The organism is Bacteriovorax sp. PP10, assembly GCF_035013165.1.
GTDB classification, from domain to species: Bacteria; Bdellovibrionota; Bacteriovoracia; order Bacteriovoracales; family Bacteriovoracaceae; genus Bacteriovorax; species Bacteriovorax antarcticus.
This window is the reverse complement of the sequence record NZ_JAYGJQ010000001.1, coordinates 824,164-844,229: the sequence shown is the minus strand read 5'-3', so window position 1 is coordinate 844,229 and position 20,066 is coordinate 824,164. Positions and strand designations below refer to the sequence as shown.

General features: G+C 37.6%; 22 protein-coding genes and 1 tRNA gene. 14 read left to right on the top strand and 9 right to left on the bottom strand.

Annotation, left to right across the window (positions count from 1 at the left end; genetic code table 11):
* Positions 1 to 98: 98 nt before the first annotated feature.
* From SHI21_RS04135 to SHI21_RS04120, 4 genes are read right to left on the bottom strand one after another with little or no spacing between them, the layout of a single operon-like run.
* On the bottom strand, positions 99 to 2,303 hold the full coding sequence (locus SHI21_RS04135; RefSeq protein WP_323574876.1) for a RelA/SpoT family protein: 2,205 nt from the start codon (positions 2,301 to 2,303) through the stop codon (positions 99 to 101).
* A gap of 9 nt (positions 2,304 to 2,312) precedes the next feature.
* Positions 2,313 to 2,891 (bottom strand): guanylate kinase, encoded by a 579-nt coding sequence (gene gmk / locus SHI21_RS04130; RefSeq protein ID WP_323574875.1) that lies wholly within the window; start codon positions 2,889 to 2,891, stop codon positions 2,313 to 2,315.
* Entirely contained in the window at positions 2,884 to 3,759 is an 876-nt protein-coding gene (locus tag SHI21_RS04125) for a YicC/YloC family endoribonuclease (RefSeq protein WP_323574873.1), read from the bottom strand. Before SHI21_RS04125 ends, gmk begins: the two co-directional genes overlap by 8 nt.
* A 58-nt stretch (positions 3,760 to 3,817) precedes the next feature.
* Positions 3,818 to 4,465, bottom strand: a complete 648-nt coding sequence (locus SHI21_RS04120) for a hypothetical protein (protein ID WP_323574872.1) — start codon at positions 4,463 to 4,465, stop codon at positions 3,818 to 3,820.
* A gap of 208 nt (positions 4,466 to 4,673) precedes the next feature.
* Between SHI21_RS04120 and SHI21_RS04115 the strand changes: the two genes are divergently transcribed.
* Entirely contained in the window at positions 4,674 to 5,744 is a 1,071-nt protein-coding gene (locus SHI21_RS04115; RefSeq protein WP_323574871.1) for a hypothetical protein, read from the top strand.
* On the opposite strand, the gene SHI21_RS04110 is transcribed toward SHI21_RS04115, so the two are convergent.
* The gene (locus SHI21_RS04110; RefSeq protein ID WP_323574870.1) at positions 5,709 to 7,037 is read right to left on the bottom strand and encodes a sigma 54-interacting transcriptional regulator; all 1,329 of its coding nucleotides are present in this window, start codon (positions 7,035 to 7,037) and stop codon (positions 5,709 to 5,711) included. The genes SHI21_RS04115 and SHI21_RS04110 overlap by 36 nt on opposite strands.
* Positions 7,038 to 7,158: 121 nt before the next feature.
* Here SHI21_RS04110 and yihA point away from each other — a divergent pair, with 121 nt between their 5' ends.
* The gene (yihA, locus tag SHI21_RS04105; RefSeq protein ID WP_323574869.1) at positions 7,159 to 7,854 is read left to right on the top strand and encodes a ribosome biogenesis GTP-binding protein YihA/YsxC; all 696 of its coding nucleotides are present in this window, start codon (positions 7,159 to 7,161) and stop codon (positions 7,852 to 7,854) included.
* 2 nt (positions 7,855 to 7,856) lie between these two features.
* Here yihA and SHI21_RS04100 read toward each other — a convergent pair whose 3' ends face one another.
* The gene (locus tag SHI21_RS04100) at positions 7,857 to 9,068 is read right to left on the bottom strand and encodes a pyridoxal phosphate-dependent aminotransferase (RefSeq protein ID WP_323574868.1); all 1,212 of its coding nucleotides are present in this window, start codon (positions 9,066 to 9,068) and stop codon (positions 7,857 to 7,859) included.
* A gap of 247 nt (positions 9,069 to 9,315) precedes the next feature.
* Between SHI21_RS04100 and SHI21_RS04095 the strand changes: the two genes are divergently transcribed.
* Entirely contained in the window at positions 9,316 to 10,923 is a 1,608-nt protein-coding gene (locus tag SHI21_RS04095; RefSeq protein ID WP_323574867.1) for a methyl-accepting chemotaxis protein, read from the top strand.
* 13 nt (positions 10,924 to 10,936) lie between these two features.
* On the top strand, positions 10,937 to 11,677 hold the full coding sequence (locus SHI21_RS04090; RefSeq protein WP_323574866.1) for a substrate-binding periplasmic protein: 741 nt from the start codon (positions 10,937 to 10,939) through the stop codon (positions 11,675 to 11,677).
* A 26-nt stretch (positions 11,678 to 11,703) separates the two neighbouring features.
* On the opposite strand, the gene SHI21_RS04085 is transcribed toward SHI21_RS04090, so the two are convergent.
* Positions 11,704 to 12,060, bottom strand: a complete 357-nt coding sequence (locus SHI21_RS04085) for a hypothetical protein (RefSeq protein ID WP_323574865.1) — start codon at positions 12,058 to 12,060, stop codon at positions 11,704 to 11,706.
* A gap of 102 nt (positions 12,061 to 12,162) precedes the next feature.
* Between SHI21_RS04085 and SHI21_RS04080 the strand changes: the two genes are divergently transcribed.
* Both SHI21_RS04080 and SHI21_RS04075 read left to right on the top strand, forming a co-directional pair.
* Positions 12,163 to 12,975 carry a 1-acyl-sn-glycerol-3-phosphate acyltransferase gene (locus tag SHI21_RS04080; protein ID WP_323574864.1) on the top strand — a complete coding sequence of 271 codons (813 nt, stop codon included), beginning with the start codon at positions 12,163 to 12,165 and terminating at the stop codon, positions 12,973 to 12,975.
* Complete coding sequence (locus SHI21_RS04075) at positions 12,972 to 13,916, top strand: NAD-dependent epimerase/dehydratase family protein (RefSeq protein WP_323574863.1); 945 nt, start codon at positions 12,972 to 12,974, stop codon at positions 13,914 to 13,916. Before SHI21_RS04080 ends, SHI21_RS04075 begins: the two co-directional genes overlap by 4 nt.
* 26 nt (positions 13,917 to 13,942) lie before the next feature.
* Here the strand turns inward: SHI21_RS04075 and SHI21_RS04070 are convergent, their stop codons facing one another.
* Complete coding sequence (locus SHI21_RS04070) at positions 13,943 to 14,341, bottom strand: hypothetical protein (RefSeq protein ID WP_323574862.1); 399 nt, start codon at positions 14,339 to 14,341, stop codon at positions 13,943 to 13,945.
* 160 nt (positions 14,342 to 14,501) lie between these two features.
* On the opposite strand from SHI21_RS04070, the gene SHI21_RS04065 reads away from it, so the two are divergent.
* The 5 genes from SHI21_RS04065 to SHI21_RS04045 all read left to right on the top strand — a co-directional run bounded on the left by SHI21_RS04065 (position 14,502) and on the right by SHI21_RS04045 (position 17,227).
* A tRNA-Leu gene (locus SHI21_RS04065) sits at positions 14,502 to 14,587 on the top strand.
* Positions 14,588 to 14,712: 125 nt separating this feature from the next.
* The gene (locus SHI21_RS04060; protein WP_323574861.1) at positions 14,713 to 15,054 is read left to right on the top strand and encodes a hypothetical protein; all 342 of its coding nucleotides are present in this window, start codon (positions 14,713 to 14,715) and stop codon (positions 15,052 to 15,054) included.
* A gap of 178 nt (positions 15,055 to 15,232) precedes the next feature.
* Complete coding sequence (locus SHI21_RS04055) at positions 15,233 to 15,766, top strand: ORF6N domain-containing protein (RefSeq protein ID WP_323574860.1); 534 nt, start codon at positions 15,233 to 15,235, stop codon at positions 15,764 to 15,766.
* A 176-nt stretch (positions 15,767 to 15,942) separates the two neighbouring features.
* On the top strand, positions 15,943 to 16,629 hold the full coding sequence (locus SHI21_RS04050; RefSeq protein ID WP_323574859.1) for a CPBP family intramembrane glutamic endopeptidase: 687 nt from the start codon (positions 15,943 to 15,945) through the stop codon (positions 16,627 to 16,629).
* Between the two features lie 130 nt (positions 16,630 to 16,759).
* Positions 16,760 to 17,227, top strand: coding sequence for a hypothetical protein (locus SHI21_RS04045; protein WP_323574858.1), 468 nt, complete (start codon positions 16,760 to 16,762; stop codon positions 17,225 to 17,227).
* 68 nt (positions 17,228 to 17,295) lie between these two features.
* Here the strand turns inward: SHI21_RS04045 and SHI21_RS04040 are convergent, their stop codons facing one another.
* Positions 17,296 to 17,751 (bottom strand): hypothetical protein, encoded by a 456-nt coding sequence (locus SHI21_RS04040; protein ID WP_323574857.1) that lies wholly within the window; start codon positions 17,749 to 17,751, stop codon positions 17,296 to 17,298.
* A 275-nt stretch (positions 17,752 to 18,026) separates the two neighbouring features.
* On the opposite strand from SHI21_RS04040, the gene SHI21_RS04035 reads away from it, so the two are divergent.
* The 3 genes from SHI21_RS04035 to SHI21_RS04025 all read left to right on the top strand — a co-directional run bounded on the left by SHI21_RS04035 (position 18,027) and on the right by SHI21_RS04025 (position 20,062).
* Positions 18,027 to 18,890: an SDR family oxidoreductase gene (locus SHI21_RS04035; protein ID WP_323574855.1), complete on the top strand. Its 864-nt coding sequence runs from the start codon at positions 18,027 to 18,029 to the stop codon at positions 18,888 to 18,890.
* 131 nt (positions 18,891 to 19,021) lie between these two features.
* On the top strand, positions 19,022 to 19,396 hold the full coding sequence (locus SHI21_RS04030) for a rhodanese-like domain-containing protein (protein WP_323574854.1): 375 nt from the start codon (positions 19,022 to 19,024) through the stop codon (positions 19,394 to 19,396).
* On the top strand, positions 19,397 to 20,062 hold the full coding sequence (locus SHI21_RS04025; RefSeq protein WP_323574853.1) for a glutathione S-transferase family protein: 666 nt from the start codon (positions 19,397 to 19,399) through the stop codon (positions 20,060 to 20,062).
* Positions 20,063 to 20,066: the final 4 nt, after the last annotated feature.

Genomic DNA, 20,066 nt, shown 5'->3' with positions numbered 1-20,066 from the left:
GGCGACTAGAAGCGATTGAGGAGACGTACGTTTGTACGTCGACGATTGAGCGCCGACGGCAACGACGTAGATGGTATTCTTGGGAACTTTTCAGTCTTTTATACTCTGGTAACAGAGATAACTTCTTCAAGCGACTCAATGGCACTAATTGTTTTTAGCAGCTCGCTATAGTCCTTAACCTCAACTTCAAAGATAAAACTACCTTTTCTATCTGGCATCGACTTAGCAAGAGCAGAACGAATGTTGATCCCAACATTGTTAATAGTCTTAGAGATAAGAGATAAAATCCCTGGCTTATCCTGAGTCGTCACACGCACACTAACAGGGTGAGTGAAGCTAAACCCTTTATTCCAAGATACTTTAATCGTACGAATCAATGTCTCAGCATCAACGCGGTTACAGTGAGAAGTATGCACCGTAATCCCACGCCCACGCGTAATGAACCCCACAATACTGTCACCCGGAATCGGATTACAACAACGGGCCATACGAACCATAACATCACTCATCCCATCCACAATAATTGCATTATCAGAATGAGATTTCTTTCTTACGTTTTTCGTCATCTTATCAGAGTAAGACTCAATATCTTGAATCTTCTCACCAAGATCTTTCACTTCAAGCTTACCTGCAGCTTCCTTCAACGAAGGAATATGCTCAATAATACTCTTAGGTGTATACTTCCCAGACCCAACAAGCACGCACAACTCTTCTTCATCAATAATATGAAGATCATCGAACATAACTTTGAACTCATTATTCTTCTTTAAGTTCTTAATGCTCGTTCCAAAAACTTTGAAAGCTTTGTCGAGAATCTCTCTTCCCAGCTCTCTGTTTTCATCACGCTCAACTTTAAGTAACCATTGCTTGATCTTACTGCGCGCCTTAGAAGACTTCGCAATATTCAACCAGTCTTTCGACGGCGTCTGAGTTTTACTCGTTAAAATTTCAACCGAGTCACCAGATTTTAAAATGTGTCTTAATGGAACAATCTTTCCGTTGATCTTAGCACCAACACAGTGATTCCCAACTTCCGTATGAATTTCATAAGCAAAGTCTAATGGAGTCGATCCGTATTTTAATTCTCTAACGTCACCATTCGGTGTGAAAACGAAAACCCCATCAAGATCCAGGTCGTTTTTAATAACGTCTAAGAACTCACGAGTGTTGTCTGTGTTTTTGTTATACTCAAGAAGCTCTTGAACCCAATCAAGTTTAGGTGCAGTTTTCCCTGCCAGACCTTCTTTATATTTCCAGTGAGCAGCAACCCCTGCTTCAGCAACTTCATCCATCTCATTAGTTCTGATCTGGATTTCAATACGCTCAGCTTTTGGCCCCATAATCGTTGTATGGAGTGACTGGTAGTTGTTGACCTTAGGAATAGCGATGTAATCTTTAAAGCGCCCTGGAATGGGTGTAAAAGACGAGTGGATAATCCCCAGTGCCTTATAACATTCAGTGATATTTCCGACGATGATTCTGAAGGCCAGTAAATCCTGAACCTGTTCGAAATCAACTCCTCGAGAAGTCATTTTCTTATAGATAGAATAGAAATGTTTTGGACGACCTTTAACTTCAGCGTGCAGTGAGTACTCAAGAAGTTTTTCTTTGATGTTACTAATTACATCTCTGATATAAGTATCGCGCTCCGATTTTTTCATCGAAACTTTTTCAGCTAAACGGTAGTATATTTCTGGTTTCAAGAAACGTAAGCATAAATCTTCAAGATCCGACTTAACTGAGTTGATCCCGAGACGACTTGCTAATGGAACGTAAATATCCAAAGTCTCTTGAGCGACTTTCTTTTGTTTCTCATCTGAAACGTATTGAAGAGTTCTCATGTTGTGCATGCGATCTGCAAGCTTAACGATAATAACTCGAAGATCTTTCGCCATCGCCACAACCATCTTACGGAAGTTTTCGATTTGCGATTCTTCTTTTGTCTTAAATTTAATTTTTCCGATTTTTGTTAAACCAACAACCAGATCCGCTACACCTTGGTTGAATTCTTTTTCAATCTCTTGTGGGCTCACGTTACAGTCTTCAACAACGTCGTGAAGAAGTCCTGCCATGATCGTATCTAGGTCCATGTGAAGTTTAATCAGAGTCGCAGCTACGTTCATTGGGTGAATGATATAATCTTCACCTGAAGAGCGCTTTTGTCCGGTGTGAGCTTTCTCAGCAAATAGGAATGCCTTTCTCAACATTGTGAAATCTGCATCAGGGTAGTACGCTTCTACTCTCCTGACTAAATCATCAATCGTGAGGTCTCTTTCATGTGAAAAATCTAAACTTTCTTGCATTCGCTGGCTCTATCCGTGAAGGATCTTTTGAGTGATTTCTTTAAGCCTGCTATAGGCATTTTCGATATCGTCGTTATAAATTAAATAATCAAAATCTTCTTTTCTTAAAAGTTCTTTTCTGGCGTTCATCAAACGTAGGTTAATCACCTGTGTGTTTTCTGTTCCGCGATGGCGAAGTCTCTTTTCTAATTCCTCAACCGAAGGAGGAGAAATGAAAATAACATTCGCTACATCCTGAAAGTGAAGTTTCATTGAATCTGTTCCTTGAACATCAAGATCGAAAAGCACGTGCTTTCCTTCTTTCAGACAAGTCTCAACGAACTCTTTCGAAGTCCCGTAAAAATTACCGTGAACTTCGGCCCACTCAAGAAAATCGTTATTATCTCTTTTAGCTATGAACTCTTCTCGTGAAATAAAAAAATAACTTAAGCCATGAACTTCACCCGGTCTTTGCGGGCGAGTTGTGTATGAAACGGACTCAACGATTGTTGGGAAATCCAGCTTCAATCTTTTGATCATAGTCGACTTACCCGTACCTGACGGGGCCACGATGACGATTAATTTTCCTGTGAAAGATTCCTTATTCAATATTCAACCCTTGCTCACGCATTTTTTCTAACTGAAGCTTCATCTGCACAACAGCGTCTGAAATTTCTTTCATAGTTGACTTTGATCCTATGGTATTAGTCTCACGTCCTAACTCCTGAACTAAAAAATCAATCTGTCTTCCAACGTCGTTATTTGATTTTAAAAGATTTTCAAATTTTTCCAAGTGGGAATGAATGCGGTTAATCTCTTCGTGAATATCGATTTTCTCTAAATAGAAAACGACTTCCTGAAGGAGTCTGCTCTGATCTACATTCACCAGTGCCTTGTACTCATCCACTCTTTTCTTTAATTTCTCTTCAACGTTGCTTTTGAAGTGTTCGGCATTTCCCTCAACTACTTTAAATTGAGTTTTATAATTATCTAAATGTTTCTCTAAAACCTTAATCAGCTTCTCGCCTTCGCTTTCACGTGACTTCTTAAGTTCAACCACTGCTGCTTTAAATGAACTAAATAATAATCCACTTAGATCATCTTGATTGACTTCATCCTGCTCGATTAAAAATTCTGAACGAAGAAGATCCGTCATCGAAAGAGTTGGAGTCACTCCTTCAGCTTTAATCATCCCTGCCACTTTTTGAATGAACTGAGAAACTTTCTTTTCATCAAGATCGTCGAAACGATTTTTATTCTCAGCGCGCTTAACGTTTACATAAACATCAAAACTTCCGCGTGAGAAAGTGTCCGTCATTTCTTTTTTCAATTCGATTTCATGTGAATTTAGTGTAGAGGGCATTTTAAATCTGATGTCTTTAAAACGATTGTTCACACTCTTCATCTCAACTGAAACAACGAAATTTTCTGATTGAGATACTGACTGACCGAAACCGGTCATAGATTGAGCTGTCATTGGGACCTCGGGCTAAATTTGGGTTGTAAAACTTAGCCCGAGAATATTACTTTTTGCTTTAGAGATCAAGGGCCCAGCCCTGTACTTTTCCACCTTCGAAATAAACCTGGCGAACGTTTCCGTCCTCTCTAAAAGACCATCTTTCATTTTGATTTGCCGGGTTGCCAGCGATCTCAACGCGAGCAGGCTTTCCCCATATCTCGACGACTTCACTTTTATCCATTCCAAGGAACAATTCGTTGCCATGAATTGAACGTTTCTGAACCATATTTCGTCCTCTTTCGAGGTCATCTTTCAAGTCACTTTTCTTTGTATCAATGTAAGAACTTCTATCGAACTGGCCCAGACTTAAATAATAAAGTTTGTCTGAATCAGTCTGCAGAAATTTTTTATCCATTGCATATCTTTCTCTTTCAACTTCATCCATCTGATCTTCTTTCTGAATCAGCTCTTGTTCGATAGAGGCCGCTTCTTTATTCAAGTGTCTAGCTCGCTCACTTGAAGGAGTTCTGCTTTTAAGCTCCTCTTTACTGATGCGCATGTCACCCGTATCGCCGGCCACAACTGGAAAATCTCTTCCAGGAGAATACATACTTTCTCTATCCATTTCGTCTATGAAGCTCCTATCGGGCAGCATTAATGCACAACTCGATGTAAGACTCATCGTAGTCACCAATAAAAATGCTTTGAATGTGAAATTCTTCATAACCCTATCTCCTGTCTATTTTTGTACTCTGAAGAGTTGCCTCTTCTTGAGTCATTTATCGACATGGGACGGCTTTTTCAGAAGAATTAGCCTGCACTTTTACCAAAGCAGGCAAAACCTGCATTCCTGACTCAGTCTGTCGGGAATCCCACTAAACCCTAAATTAAAAGAAAAAGGTTCCGATAGGTCTTTATAGAGGAGTCCAGTTTTGAAATTTTTAGTTAAAATTGAAGAGACCATTAATAAGTTAATCTTGAACTTCATTGAAAAAATGAAGCATGCGACTCCGCATTTTGTTTTTGATACAGTCGAATGGTTCAAACACTCGCCTGATTTAGTTAAGAAAAAAATCAAAGTTTATCAGCCTAAAGTACGCGTTTTTTTCCTGAAAATTATTGGTTATAGCCAACACTATGTCACGATCGTTAAAGGTCAGTTCGTCGGTGTGATGATCTACTTAAAATCTGACGAATTTAAAAACAGAAATAAAGTAGAAATGGTTGTTGCTCCACTTCGAAAATTTAAAACAGACCCAATTAAAGCATTTAGTGTTTTAATCCTTACATGCTTTTTAGGCTCTACCACTTATTTCATCTTCCTTAATACTTCAAAAATTATTAGTGGAACAAAAGCTCTAAGAGCACCGGCCTCTGTTGAAGTGGCAGAAGACTCTATTTTAGAATTCAAAAAAATTAAATACGAAGTGCTGGATAAAGAAATTTACCTGGATGTGACAATAACAGCAAATTCACTGGAAGACAGAGACAAACTAATTCCAATGGAGCACGAAATTGAAGAGCACCTTTCAGGTGTTCACCTGGCCGTTACTCAACTTCCAATTTCAAAAGAAGAAATACATTTAATTGAAACAGAAATGCTCTCTAAAATTGCTGGACCTCGTATTAAATCAGTTGAGGCCAAACAAGTTTTAGAAGGACGTCCAAAGTATTTCCTTCAAACTGAAAAACTTTTTGCAGTAAAAGAGTTAAACCTTCAGTTGTTCCTTGAAGACACAAAAAGAAACCGTCAGATCTGGATCGACTTTACGGCCCTTGCTGACAACCGCAATGTTATTTTATTTTTAAAAGACCACGATGTTGAAGTACGTGACTACCTCAACATGCATGTAGAACCTGTCATCCCTCAACTTCCCATCGAAGAAGAAGGACGTCAGATCATTAAAGACAAGGTCAGGTTCGAATTGAATAACTTCTTAAAAGAAGCTCATATCGAAGGGAAAATCCTAGAAATTTACGTGGATTACCTTATCGCTTCTTAATCCTTCATTTTTTTGCAGATAAGCTTTAAGTGTGTTTTGGCATAACTCCAAGGTTTTTGCCGTCCTAGTGATGTTTCTATCCATCTTCAGATAGACCTGATGGCAGTATTCTATTTTCACTTTCTCCAATGACTTTATGTCATTTGAATCCAGTTTAGCGACGCTGATCTTCTCCAGTAAAAGCTCCTTATCCACTTCATCAAAGATAAGTTTTTTCCCATCAGAGAGGATTTTCTTTTTTACTAAGTGTGATTGAAGCTGACGAATATTTCCCGGCCATTTGCATGTCATATAAAAATTAATAAGCTCTTTATCAAAGACCACAGCATGCTGATTCTCAAAATGCTGGCATAATTCCTTGATACGCTCTGGATGAACTCTCAAACTATCAAGAGTTAGCGAGCAACCCGCTTGCAAGCGATAATAAAAATCTTTGCGCATTTCTTTTCTTTCTACTTTTTTCGCAAGCTTTGATCCTGAAGCAAAAATCATTCGGACATCTGCAGTCGTAGTTGACTCTCCTCCCACTGCTCTGACTTCATAGTTATCTAGAAACAGCAGGAGTTTCGTTTGCAAATCAGTTGTCAGTGAATCAATCTCATCCAAGAACAGTGTCCCTTTGTGTGCTTCAAGAATCGCCCCTCTTCTCCCATTGATGGCCCCGGTAAAGGCCCCTTTCACATGTCCAAATAATTCAGACTCAATAAGTGAGGGAGAAAATGCCGATAAGTTTAAATGAACAAATTTCCCGCGTCTCCCACTGTCTTCATGAATCTTTTTGGCCAGAGTCGTTTTTCCCGTTCCTGTTTCTCCTTCAATTAAAACGGCAATCGGGCTTTTAATAAGTCTTTCTGATAATTGCACTTCAGAGTTCGTCACCATTTCAACTCGAGGGAAATGGATACGATTAAAACCAATATCGAGCACATCTCCTCGCTCCAAAAAAGCTTCAAAACAATGAATGCCATTCAATCTAAAGGCGCGTTCTCCTAGACTTCTAAAAAGATAACGGGATTTTTCACTATGGTTTCGCAAAGTGCTGTCAGCGATCAATTCAAGCTCAAAGCTTCCATCATGTTTGCCAAAAAATGGCAGAGTAATAATGGCCTTGGTGAAATCAAATTCGAATTTCGGGCCGCACATTATTTTGTATTTAGTGCGATTAAGTTTAAAAGATTTTTTTCTTTCCTGAAAAATATCCAGAATGAATTCGTCGCTCTCTCTCACTCCATTATGACCAATTGTTGAATCTAAATCCGGGCCAATCAATCTGTCTTGTCTTAATGCTTCCATTTTTTCTCCCCTCTTAATCGTCTGAATCATGAGCTTTACAAGGCTTATGCCACCTCTTAGAGAGTGCATTTTCATAGGAGATCAGCTATAATCGGGTTTGAAATTAATCTAAGGTACAAATATGAGCTATACAATCAGACCTCAAAGCGCGCAATTCTTAATGGGTATTTCCGATGTTGCCCAATTCGAAGAGTGGCTATCAAAAAACCAGGATGCTATCGGTGTAAGTTTTGTCGGACGTTCAAACGTCGGTAAATCAAGCATGATCAATGCACTTTTTGGTGGAAAAACTGCACGCGTTTCAAAAACTCCAGGACGAACAAGAGAAATTAACATTTTCGAATTTGAATTAAATTTCAACGGAAAGAAATGTGATATGCCAAAATTCTTCCTGATCGATTTACCAGGATACGGTTTTGCTGACGTTTCAAAAGAAATGTCAAAAAACTGGAACGAATTGATGGGAGCTTTTTTCGCAGAAGTTTCTGAATCGATGTTACTGCTTAATCTTCAGGATGCTCGTCACCCTGATCAAGATGCTGACAGACAGTTCTACGACTTCATTAAGAGATACACTCGTAAAACAGTTCTGGTATTTAACAAGATTGATAAACTTAAAACTCAAAAAGAAAGAAACGTTTTAGAAAAACTAAAACCAATTCTCTCAAAAGATTATAAGTGGATCAGACAAATGTATTTTGGATCAGCTCACAGTAAGATTGGTATTCCTCAAATTGAAGAAGCAATCATTACCCATTTCCTTGAAGAATTGGAAATGAGAAAAGCTCATGAAGTAGATCCAAATCTGCCATCATAAGCTTACTGTCTGTAATTTTCCAGGAATTCGCCAAACTGTGACAGTGCCAACGTAAGATCTTCTTTTTGAGGAAGAAATACAATTCGCAAGTGATCAGGCTCTGTCCAGTTAAAGGCGCGCCCATGAACCAGAAGAATCTTTTTTTCCTTCAATAAATCCAAGACTAACTTTTCATCATCTTTTAAATTAAACTTCTTTGCATCCAGCTTAGCGAAAGCATAGAGAGCTCCTTTAGGAGTGACGACGCTGACACCTGGAATGTTATTAAGAAGCTCGACACAGGCCTTGCGTTGAATATTTAATCTACCATCACCAAGAAGATGTTTGGCAATATCGTGAGGATTGCTCAGAGCTGTTACGATCGCATGCTGACATGGAACATTGGCACACAATCTCATCGATGCCAAAATATCCAGACCTTCTATATACCCTTTGGCCTTTTTGATATTACCCGACAGAACCATCCAGCCTACTCTGAATCCAGCAGCAAGATAAACTTTTGAGAGACCGTTAAAAGTCACCGTCAGGATATCGTCTGACAAAGAAGCAGCGGCCACATGTTTGGCCTCATCATATAAAATTTTATCGTAAATCTCATCTGAAAATAAAATCAGATTATGTTGGCGGCATAACTCTACAATTTTTTCAATTAACTCTTTTGAATAAACTGCACCTGTCGGATTATTAGGATTTATTATAACGATTGCACGAGTACGCGCCGTTATTTTCTTTTTGATATCTTCCAGATCCGGGAACCATCCTGCCTGTTCATCACAGCGGTAATGAACTGACTTACCTCCGGTTAAATTAACTGCAGCAGTCCACAAAGGATAATCAGGAGAAGGAATAAGCACTTCATCACCTGAATTAAGCAGACCTTGCATGGCCATAACAATCAATTCAGAAACTCCATTACCAACATAGACATTCTCTGCTGAGACATCTGCAACACCTTGCTGTCTATGATAGTTAGCAATCGCCATCCTTGCTGATAACAATCCTTTTGATTCACAATAACCATGAGAGGAAGGAAAATTTGAAATAATACTTTGAACAATTTCATCAGGCGCACTGAAACCGAATGCGGCCGGATTTCCAATATTGAGTTTTAATATCCGAAGACCTTGTTCTTCCAAAAGACGTGCTTCTTTATGAACAGCTCCACGTATGTCGTAACAAACTGAATCCAATTTCCCTGACTTCAAAATATCCACAGAAACTCCTGCTAATAAAATCTCATATGATCAGGATACCATAATAAAGTGGGCATTAAAGTGGGCAAATTTTCTGGATAATTTGTCCGCCTTAAGCATGCTTTAAGGTTCATAAACAATGTTTATACCTCCACCTTAATTTGTCCAACTTATGTTGAAAAAATCTGCATAAAAGTAGATCAAGTAACACTTTACTTAACTATGCTTTGTACCGAGAAGATAGCAACTTTATTTTCAGGAGCTGCATGTGGATAATCAAAGATCGCTAATATTTAAATTAATGATATGTATTAATATCGTTTCAATCGTAGTCATTTTGGCCTTGTCTGGCTCGATCATGTTTAACACGATGAAAAGCACTGACCAGATGGTTACTCAAGAAATGAGCACCCTTGCTAACTCGGTGACACTTACTTCTGCTGACTACGCTTGGAACTTTAATACTGAAGTTTTAACGACTATTGCAAAACAACTCCTTAATGACCCAAGTATCGAATCTGTTAAATATATCGATATAAAAAATGTTGTCATTACTGAGGCCAGCAAAGAAGCCAAAGACCAAGCAGCTTCAATTAGAAATATTAAACTTCCTGTTACATACGAGAATAAAACCATCGCTTTCCTTGAATTGACTTACAACTTGAATAAAGTTGAAAAGGTTAAGAATGATTTCCTAAAACTTACTTTTATGGGAATCATCATTGCTCAGGTCATCATGTTCCTGGTTCTGTATTTTGTTTTAAAGAAAACAACAACGAAGCTTGGATTAATTACAGAAAAACTTCGTACTGTTTCTCAGAAGAATCAGGTTTCTTCTGAAGCCGTTCAGCGAATTTCAGAGAATGTATCATCTTCTACTCAGGAGCAGGCTTCATCTATTCAAGAAACGGTTTCAACATTAGACGAAATCACTTCAATGGTTAATACTTCAGTTGAGAGTGCACAAAACTCTTCTACCAAAGCAGATGAGTCTCTTTCGATTGCAAGTGAAGGTCAGGAAGTTGTTAAAAAAATGATTTTCTCGATGGAAGAAATTAATAAATCAAACTCAGACATCATGGAAGAAATCCACAGAAGTAATAATCGCATTGGTGAAATTGTAAAAGTGATTAACGAAATTTCACAAAAAACGACAGTTATCAATGATATCGTTTTTCAAACGAAGCTTCTTTCTTTTAATGCTTCAGTCGAAGCAGCACGTGCAGGAGAAAACGGTAAAGGTTTCTCGGTTGTTGCTGAAGAAGTTGGAAACCTGGCAAAGATGTCTGGAACCGCTTCAAATGAAATTTCAGCAATGCTTGGAGAAAGTATCATTAAGGTAAATAGCATCATTAAAGAAACAAGCACGAACATCCAACGCCTGGTTGATATTGGAAATCAAAAAGTAAAAGACGGTGCAACTGTAGCGGATCGTTGTGGAGAAGTTTTAAACGAAGTTGTAGTCAATGCAACGATTGTTAAAAAAATGATGATGGAAGTCTCACTTGCTTCAAAAGAGCAGGCCGAAGGTGTAAAAAACATTGCTCTAGCAATGAATCAGCTGGATCAAACGACGCTTAGTAATGCTGAGTCTGCAAGTCACTCTTCGCAAAGCTCAAAAGAACTTTCACTACAGGCCGATGAGCTTCATAGCAACGTACAAGAACTTGAAAGAGAGATCTTCGGAAGCATTGGGTTTATTAAAACTCATGGTCATTCTGAAGTTAAACCGGCAGTAGAAAATAAAAAATCTTCAAATGTTATTGCAATAAAGAAACCTGCTCCAAAGAAACTAGCTGAATCTAAACCGGTAGCTCATAAAAAAGTTTCCGGTGAAGTTCCGTCAGCAAATGATAACAGATTTGAAGATGTATAGTTTAGGAGTGACAATGAAAAAAATTATAATGGCCCTGATGATCATATTTACTCAACAAAGTTTTTCTGCTGAAACTATCAAACTAGTTGCAGGAGAATCGTTTGCTCCACTTATGTGGAAGGATAAAGACAGTGGTGCTCCCCGTGGTATTGCTATAGAAATTGGAAAAGCTATCCTTGAAAAGGCCGGCTACACTGTTGTAGTTGAAACTTGTCCATGGGTAAGGTGTCAGGTCATTGCTGAAAATGAAGGAGCATTCATCACTGGATTTTCAACAAACGAAGAACGCCTCAAAAAATTCGTTTTCTCTGATCCTACAATGTATGATGAAGTTGTCATCGTTACTAAAAAAGGTAAAGAATTTCCATTCCATAAGAATGAAGACTTAAAAGGCAAAAGAATTGGTTCTCAAAATGGATCAACTTTTGGTACTAGGTTTGAAGAACTTAAAAAAATCTTCAAAACTGATTTTGACCATGCCGATGTCGCTCGTGTAAAAAAAATCGACGCAGATAGAATTGATGCCGGTATATTTTCACTTGGCGAGGCAGGATTCGCCTATTCTGCGAAACTTGCAGGATTCAAACCTGAAGACTTCGTCATTCTTCCTGAACTCATTGCCAAGGATCCAAACTACATGGCCACTGGTATGAAAACTCCAAATGCAAAAGAGAAGATAGCAAGAATAAATGCTGCGATTAAGGCCTTGACTGCTGATGGAACGATTGCAAGAATTTTAAAAACGACTTACTAATAAACTGATCGGCAGTGGCCTTCTCGCTACTGCTGATTGTTTTTTTTATCTTTATCCTGATCTTCAACTTTATGTTCAATACTATTAAACGGGCCTGAAAATTTAATAGAGTTCATTTTGCGCTCAATTTCTTCAAGATCTTTTTTACAGGCCTTAATCGAATGCAAAAGGGCCCTCATCTTAGGCGAATCCCAATCAACTTCACCATTGTCCACACCCCTTTCCAGGTGACGACCAAGTTCTTCATAGGTATCTTTCAGGTGAGTGTTGATTCTTGATGCCATAAGCATCTTTTTACCAATGTCTGTAGTTTTCTTTATTTCTTTATGAAAATTCAAGAGCCAGAAATTAAATTTTCCTTTAAACTTCGATCTTTTCTTCATGCCGAACTCCTGAACATGAGTCTACCACTATAAGAATGCTTGTGAAGGAAGAATATTTTGATAGCATAAAAGGGTATTAGAATGTCATCCCGAGAGGATTAGTTGGTTATATTCAAACAAAAATTCGCTACGCTTGAAAAAGTACTTCACGATCGCTACGCCAAAGAACGCGATCCCTGGGGACTCGAACCCAAACGTGCCATCAACGACTTAAAAGCAATCTGGCCTTTATATAAATATTATTTCAATGTGAAAGTTCACGGGCGTGAAAATGTTCAGGACAAACCATACATGGTTGTCTCAAACCACACTGGTCAGATTCCCATTGATGGGATGATGATTTGTACAGCATTTGCTACAGACATGGAAAACCCAAGAATTTTAAGACCACTAGTAGAAAGATATTTAACTTCACTTCCCTTCTTAGGAAGATGGACTAGTGAAAGTGGAGCTGTGCTTGGCGATCGAATCAATTGTCTCAATCTGCTAAAACGTGGTGAATCTATTTTAGTTTTTCCTGAAGGTGTTCGTGGAATCGCAAAAGAAACTAAAGACCACTATAAGCTACAAAGATTTACAAAAGGTTTTATTAGGATGGCCTTGAGTTCTAGAGTTGAAATTCTTCCGATTGCCGTTGTTGGTGCAGAAGAGTTTTTTCCTTATGTGTTTCATTTAAAAAAAATCGCAAAACTTTTAAGCCTTCCCGCACTGCCTTTATCGTTAAATTTATTTCCATTACCTTCACCTGTTGATATTTATATTGGCGAACCCTACTCGCTTCCACCGGATCTCAGTGCAGAAGCGCTGGATGAAGAACTTGAACCGCATATCATCGCTCTAGAAAAGCGCATTGATAATATGGTTAAAGAAGGACTCCTAAAAAGGAGAACAATGTCACAAAGGTTAAAGTTATGAGCAAAAAAATTCTGATCATTGGAATTCAAGGTGCTCTTGCCAGGATCACAGCTGAGCTTTTAGTTAAAAATAGACCTGACGTAGAAATCATTGGTGTCGACTCGCGTCCTGTTGATTCAGTTCCAACTCGCCCGCAATTAAAAGCAATGCAGATTAAGTACAATAGAACGAACTTTGAAAAACTATTTCGTGAGCACCAATTCGAAAGTGTTCTGCACTTAGGTCGTCTAGGTCACTCTCCTGCTATGGGGAACATCCATAAACGAATCGACATCAATTTAATTGGTACGAATACGATTCTAGAACTTGCTCAAAAATTTCAAGCAAAAAAAGTTGTTATTTTATCTACTCACCACGTTTACGGCGCTCTTCCTGATAATCCAATGTTCCTAAGAGAAGACGCCCCACTTCGCGCGAGTTTCAAATACGCTGAACTAAGAGACGTAGTTGAAATGGATCAGATGTGTACGAACTGGATGTGGAAAAATCAAAATACAATTGAGACTATTGTTTTACGCCCCTCAAATATTATCGGGCCGCAAATTAAGAACTCGATCACTCAGTATCTGAAAACTCCATACGCTCCTCTGCCGATTGACTACAATCCAATGTTTCAGTTCATTCATGAATTTGATATGGCATCGATGATTGTAAACGCGCTTGATAAGCTTACAACTGGGATCTACAACGTGACTGGTGATGATGTTATTAGTCTTCATGAGGCGGCAGAAATTATTGGAGCTAAAAAGATTCTCGTTCCAATTATTGCCGTTGAGCAATTGGCGAAGTTTTTAACTCCCGTATGGAAGTTCCCACTTTATCTGATCGACTATATTAAATTTCCTTCGACACTTGATAATAGTGAATTGAAAAAAGTCTTAGGGCCTGATCAGTTCCGCTTTACTGCAAAAGAAGCATTAGAACTTTTAAAATTAAATTAAGGCCCACATTCGCGGGCCTCATATCATTATTTATTCGATTTGAATTTAGCAAAAGCTTGAACGATCCAAGAATTCCCTTCTGCTGAATTGGAATAGATCCCTTGGCCACAATCTGTTGAAAACCAAAACTCCTTAGATTGAATAGCATCATCCCCTAGAGTTATTTGCGCGTCTTTAATGCCCTTATTTTTTGCAATATGAATGGCAAGATTTAAGTCCGTCTGCTTACAAGTAGGCGAAGCAACTTCAGCATATCCAATAACCGTAAGTTCAGTTTCAACAGGAATAACAACTCCAGAACCTGGCAAACTTGGTTCCTGAAGGTCACCTGGACAGTTCACAAGAGGGCGACAACCAATAGCAGCAAAAGACTGCAGACTTAGAGTAAGTGTTACGAAGACGATAAAAATGTTTAGTGTTTTCATGTTATTCTCCTTGCCCAAGGTTTTAGCGCATCTCGAATAAGGTGAATGTTGATATTAATCTATCAGCATGGAGGTAAATGACTACACCAGAGGCCTGAAACGACTGAAATATCGTTGACGTAAAGCTCGCTGTTACTTAAAATAACAACTCCTAATCAGTGCCTTGGTGGTGGAATGGTAGACGCAGCGGATTCAAAATCCGCCGCTCGAAAGGGTGTGCGAGTTCGAGTCTCGCCCGAGGCACCATTAAAATCTTAATTTTTATTTCAGCTATTTATTAGATCATCCTCAAACAATTTTTAGCATTGTAGTAGTAGAGCTCAAAATGGTATTTATTAATTCCAATACAAACACTTTTATTGGATCCACACATGAAATCATTCTTACTATTCTTCACTCTATTGGCCCTAAATCTACCTGCATACGCCTCTGCTAAGCACACCTGTTTCCCTGAAAACAGTAATGCTAATATTTCACAGGTTACCATTGAGCAGAATAACAATAATTACGTTCTTTCAATTTTTTACAAACTTAGACCTGTAGAAGAAATTACAGTTGAATATTATGATGACATTACATATATGGGGTATAGCTCTGATATGCCTCAATACGATCTGCTCTTCTCTGATCAGAATAATGACTCTATCTGGACTGATGCGACTTTAAGCTATGGGAATAACTTTGACCAACGCTTAAAACTTTTTTGTTATTAAGTTTTTGGCCACAACGTAACGTAATGAAGTCGCAAATTGCGACTTCATTATTTCAGTTAGATATTCGTCAACAACGGTGCACCATCTAAATTTCAATTCAGAAAAAGATTACTTATTATTATTTAAACTCATCAAAATTCTCATCATTTTATTTTATAAAGATTTCTTAGGAGATTTTATGACTAAACTTGATAACGAAATTTTTAAAATTAAAAACATGATCTACTTTATTAGAGATCAAAAAGTCATGCTTGATAGTGATCTGGCCTTACTCTATGGTGTCGAAACAAAGGTACTCAATCAACAGGTAAAAAGAAATCTTAAAAGATTTCCTTCTGATTTTATGTTTCAGCTCTCAAGTGAAGAATTTCATTCTTTGAAGTCGCAAATTGCGACTTCAAAGTCTGGTAGCGGTGGAAAACAAAAACTCCCTTTAGTCTTTACTGAAAATGGAGTGGCAATGTTATCCGGCATTCTTAATTCAGACAGGGCTATTAATGTGAATATTAGTATAATGAGGATTTTCACTAAACTGCGAAGCTTTCACGCACTGGAAACGAGTTTATCTGGAGAAGTAAAAGAGCTAAAAGAAAATTCAAATAAATTATTCAAGGTTGTTTTTGAAAGATTAGATTCCATAGAAGAAGATCTGATTCCAAAACTTCCAAATCAAAGAAAACGAATTGGCATTACCAGTGATAAACCCACTTGAGGTCACAATCTGTGACCTCAAGTCGCTAAGCTCTTAAAATCAAGTACCTTTTGAAGTCACAATTTGTGACTTCAAAAGCTCGGTTCGAAGATCGTCTACTACAAGGCACCAATCTGTACATATTACCTAAATAATGTTTTAACCCTTTTAATAATTTTTCTTTAAAGTAGGTCGAAATGATTATTTCATCATCCAATATTATTTCGATACTTCTTATCCTTGCAACCTCGGCTTTACTCATCATCACGGGACTTAAGAAGCGCCCAGGAATTGGTATCTTGGGTTCAATTATCATCATTTCAATAACACTTTGGCTTCGAGGTCAAAATTTAAATGCGATTGGTTTTAGCCTACCGGAAAATTGGGGAGCAACAATTCTATTAGGGCTAATTTATGGTTGCGTACTTTATTTATTGTCCACTGTATTCATTGATCCATTTAGTGAAAAATTAACAAAAACCTCTCATGACTACAGTTCATTTAGTAGTATCAGAGGAAACTGGAAAGCTTACATTCAGACTTTAGTAATGGTCTGGATATTTGTTGCTACAATTGAAGAAGGATTATATCGCGGCTTCTTGATGACAGAAGTCTCAAACATAGTAGGTGCTGACCTATATGGCACAATCTTCAACATAATATTCACATCTATTGTATTTGGTCTTTCTCATGCCTATCAAAATCGTTGTGGGATATTAAGCACTGCGAGCATCGGAATATTATTCGGATGCATATTTGTAATATGTGGATTTAATGTGTGGGTAGCAATTTTTGCTCATGGATTTCTTGATACAATTGCTCTTGGATCGATTTTTCTAGGTAAAGAAAATTATATTCATCAGAAAATTTGGAATCGTGGATAAGTTCAGTTCGATATTCGTCAACTATGGTGCACCAATCTATAAATCTTACTAATTGGATGATTGTCAAACAGCACTCATTAACTTAATTTTGTTAAGTCTCATTTTAAATGTATTTAACATGGAAGCTATTATGAAAAATTATTCAATTATCTTTTTATCTCTACTATTGATCACTATCGTCCCAACAACCAAAGCTGATGATATGAATGATGAACAAGCTGTTTCGGCTTGCCTAAATTCGTGGGGAAAACATCCATTTGGAGATAAGCCTGATTATAAAACCATGGACACATCAGTTAAAATTTTTGGTCTAGGTAAAAACCCAGTTGACTCTGATAAAACAGACAAACCTGTTCTCATTCTTTTAAATCCAGCTGTAAATGTCATGGGCAAAACGATTTATGAACTTTTAAATCCTAATGGATGGTATTGCTTTAAATCTAACGTCAACGTTATGGGTGGCTTAATTATTAAAGCTGACTGTAAAGCCCACTTAGCTTCAGCAAAAACGGGTGCCACGGTATTAGGAGATAATAATTCCAATAAAGGTGTAACTGTTATGGGACAAACGAAAATTGAGCTTCTTCATTGTAATTAATTAAATTACAGATAAGCTCAGTTCGAAGATTGGCGACGTAGAGGCGCCAATCTATCCTAATATTTTAATTAACCGCAAGTTGAAATATTAATATCGTAACATTTTAAAATTCCACTTACTGTTGTTTCACCAGGTATCACAAATTTGTAAGTTTTCTTTGTGCGCTCATCAGTAAGAGTGCGAATACTACCGCCTGTGCAACTTTCATTTCTTTCATGATGAGAAATGTTTATTGACCTTGTCTCGATCAATTTGATTATATCGCCATTAGCTTTTTTGAAATCCATTTCTGGTTGCAAACCAGAATTAAGATCCAAGGCATCGCCCACTTGTATATCTTTCGAAATATCAGCAGTAGCTGCATATCTCGCTGGCTGAGTCGTAGACACGATTGCTAAAGTGGCCCGATTAAAATTAACGACTGATCCGTCAGGGAGGCTACCAATGCAGCCATATCTCCATGCACCTGCCAAAGCTTCCGTTGATAAAAAAGAAACTCCTACTAGTAACAATAATTTATTCATAGCAAATCCTTTCTTTAGTATCTCAAGTTGTATGAGATCTTGTTTTAAAAAGCGCACAAACTTGAAGCAGTCATGTAAATTTAAAGATAGCAGGCCTCCTATATTAGTAAAAAATTTAAATCATCCTTAATCAACTCAAGCTAAGCATAAAATAATTACGCAAAGGATAAAACCAGAGCAAGAATTTATGTTTGACTTCAAAACCTCAGCTCGAAGATCATCTATTACGAGGCACTAATGTATGCATAGAGTGTAACCTGCGCTACAATCAGCAAATGCAATCTTCAAAGAAAAAGATCTTATTAATCGGACATACCGGGTTTCTGGGATCTCACCTTACTCATTTATTAAATACTTTTGAAGTCGTTACCTTAGATAAATCGATTTTGGATTTGAGTAAAAAGCTATCTAGTTCATTTGAAGAACATGTTAAATTGAATCAGTACGATTATGCGATTATTTGCGCTGCTATTTCTGACGTTGAGAAATGCTTTCAAGATCAGGCATTGTCTAACCAAGTAAACGTAGATGGAACGCAAGAACTATTGATGCTTCTGAAGTATTACCATGTTAAACCTATTTTCTTTTCATCTGACTATGTATTTAGTGAGAAGTTAACTCCATACAATGAGACAGATGCTCCTTCTCCCAAAACTATCTATGGGAATCAAAAGTTGGCCATTGAAGTATTTATGCAACAACATTTTGATAATTTTCTAATTTTTAGAACTAGCAAGTTAATGTCTAAGACAAATCATTCAAAGAATATTCTTTATCCGATTATTAAAAACTTAAAAGAAGGTAAAATTTCTAATTGTTTTGAAGATCAATTTTTAAATCCCGTGTTTGTTGAAGATATAGCTCGAGTCATTCAAAAATCAATTGATGAAAAAATAACAGGAATCTTTCATCTTGGAACCAGGACACTTTTTAATCGATATGAGCTAGGTCTTTTTTTGGCAAAGAATCTTAATTATGATTCTCACTTAATTAGTCCGACTCGCATGAAAGATATGACTTTTTCAGAAAGTCGTCCAAATAACAATATGCTTGACTGTACTCAGATTGAAAAAATTCTTAACTTTAAGTTTTGCGAAATAGAAGAAGCTATTTCTGAATTAAAAAACATCATTAAATAATTGAAATTAAGATCTCAGTTCGATATTCGCCAATTACAAGGCACCAATCTTTACAATATACAAACTATCAAGACATACTAAATCCTGATGTATCAAACTACTAAATACAATTTTCTGCCAGTAAGGAATTTATGAAAAAAACGCTATTGTTAATTTTGTCTATTGTTTCCATTACAACTTTATCAGCTACTGAACCGGCAGCTGCATATAAGATGTTGACTGAAGGCAAGGCCGTAATTGTTGATGTACGCGAAGAAGACGAAATCAAATTAGGAATGATCGAAAAAGCTCTATGGTTTCCCCTATCCAAAGTAAACAATGATAAAAACTGGAAAGAGCAATTCCAAAAACTCACTCAAGGTAAACAGATTTTTCTTTATTGTCGTAGTGGCAACCGCTCTGAAAAAGTTAAGAATATTCTCAAAGCAAACAGCATTGAATCCGAAAATATCGGTGGATTTGAATCTTTAAAAAAGCAATTACCGACACAGCGTGGGGTAAAATAGATGAAAAAAACAATTTCAGTCCCAACAATCACAGCTTTCAAAAATTCTCCCGACCGAGGCAAAGGACTTGCGCGTGACATGCGCGTTCGTTGGGCCCTCGAAGAAGTGGAGCAACCTTATAATGTTCAACTTGTAACATTCGAAGAATTGAAGCAGCCATCACATCTTGCACTTCAGCCTTTCGGACAAATTCCTTCCTACGAAGAAGGCGATTTAGTATTGTTCGAATCAGGGGCCATTGTCTTTCACATTGCTGAGAAACATACTGGTTTACTTCCGTCTGAAGCCAAAGCTCGTGCGCATGCGATTGCATGGATGTTTTGTGCGCTTAATACAATAGAGGCACCAATCGTTGAACGTTCATCCTTCGTTCTCTTTGAGCATGATAAGAGCTGGTACAATGAAAGATTACCTTTACTGGATGAACGTGTTCACGTTCGATTAAAACAACTTTCCTCTCATCTAGGTAATGCGAGCTGGCTCGACGGTGCATTCAGCGCAGGTGACCTGCTAATGGTTACGGTTTTACGTAGGTTAGGAAGTTCTGGTCTACTTAATCATTACCCAAATCTTTGTGACTATATCGCTCGTGCCGAAGCACGACCGGCCTACCAACGCGCTTTTGCTTCGCAGTTGGCAGTTTTTAACGATACATTGAATAGCTAAATGC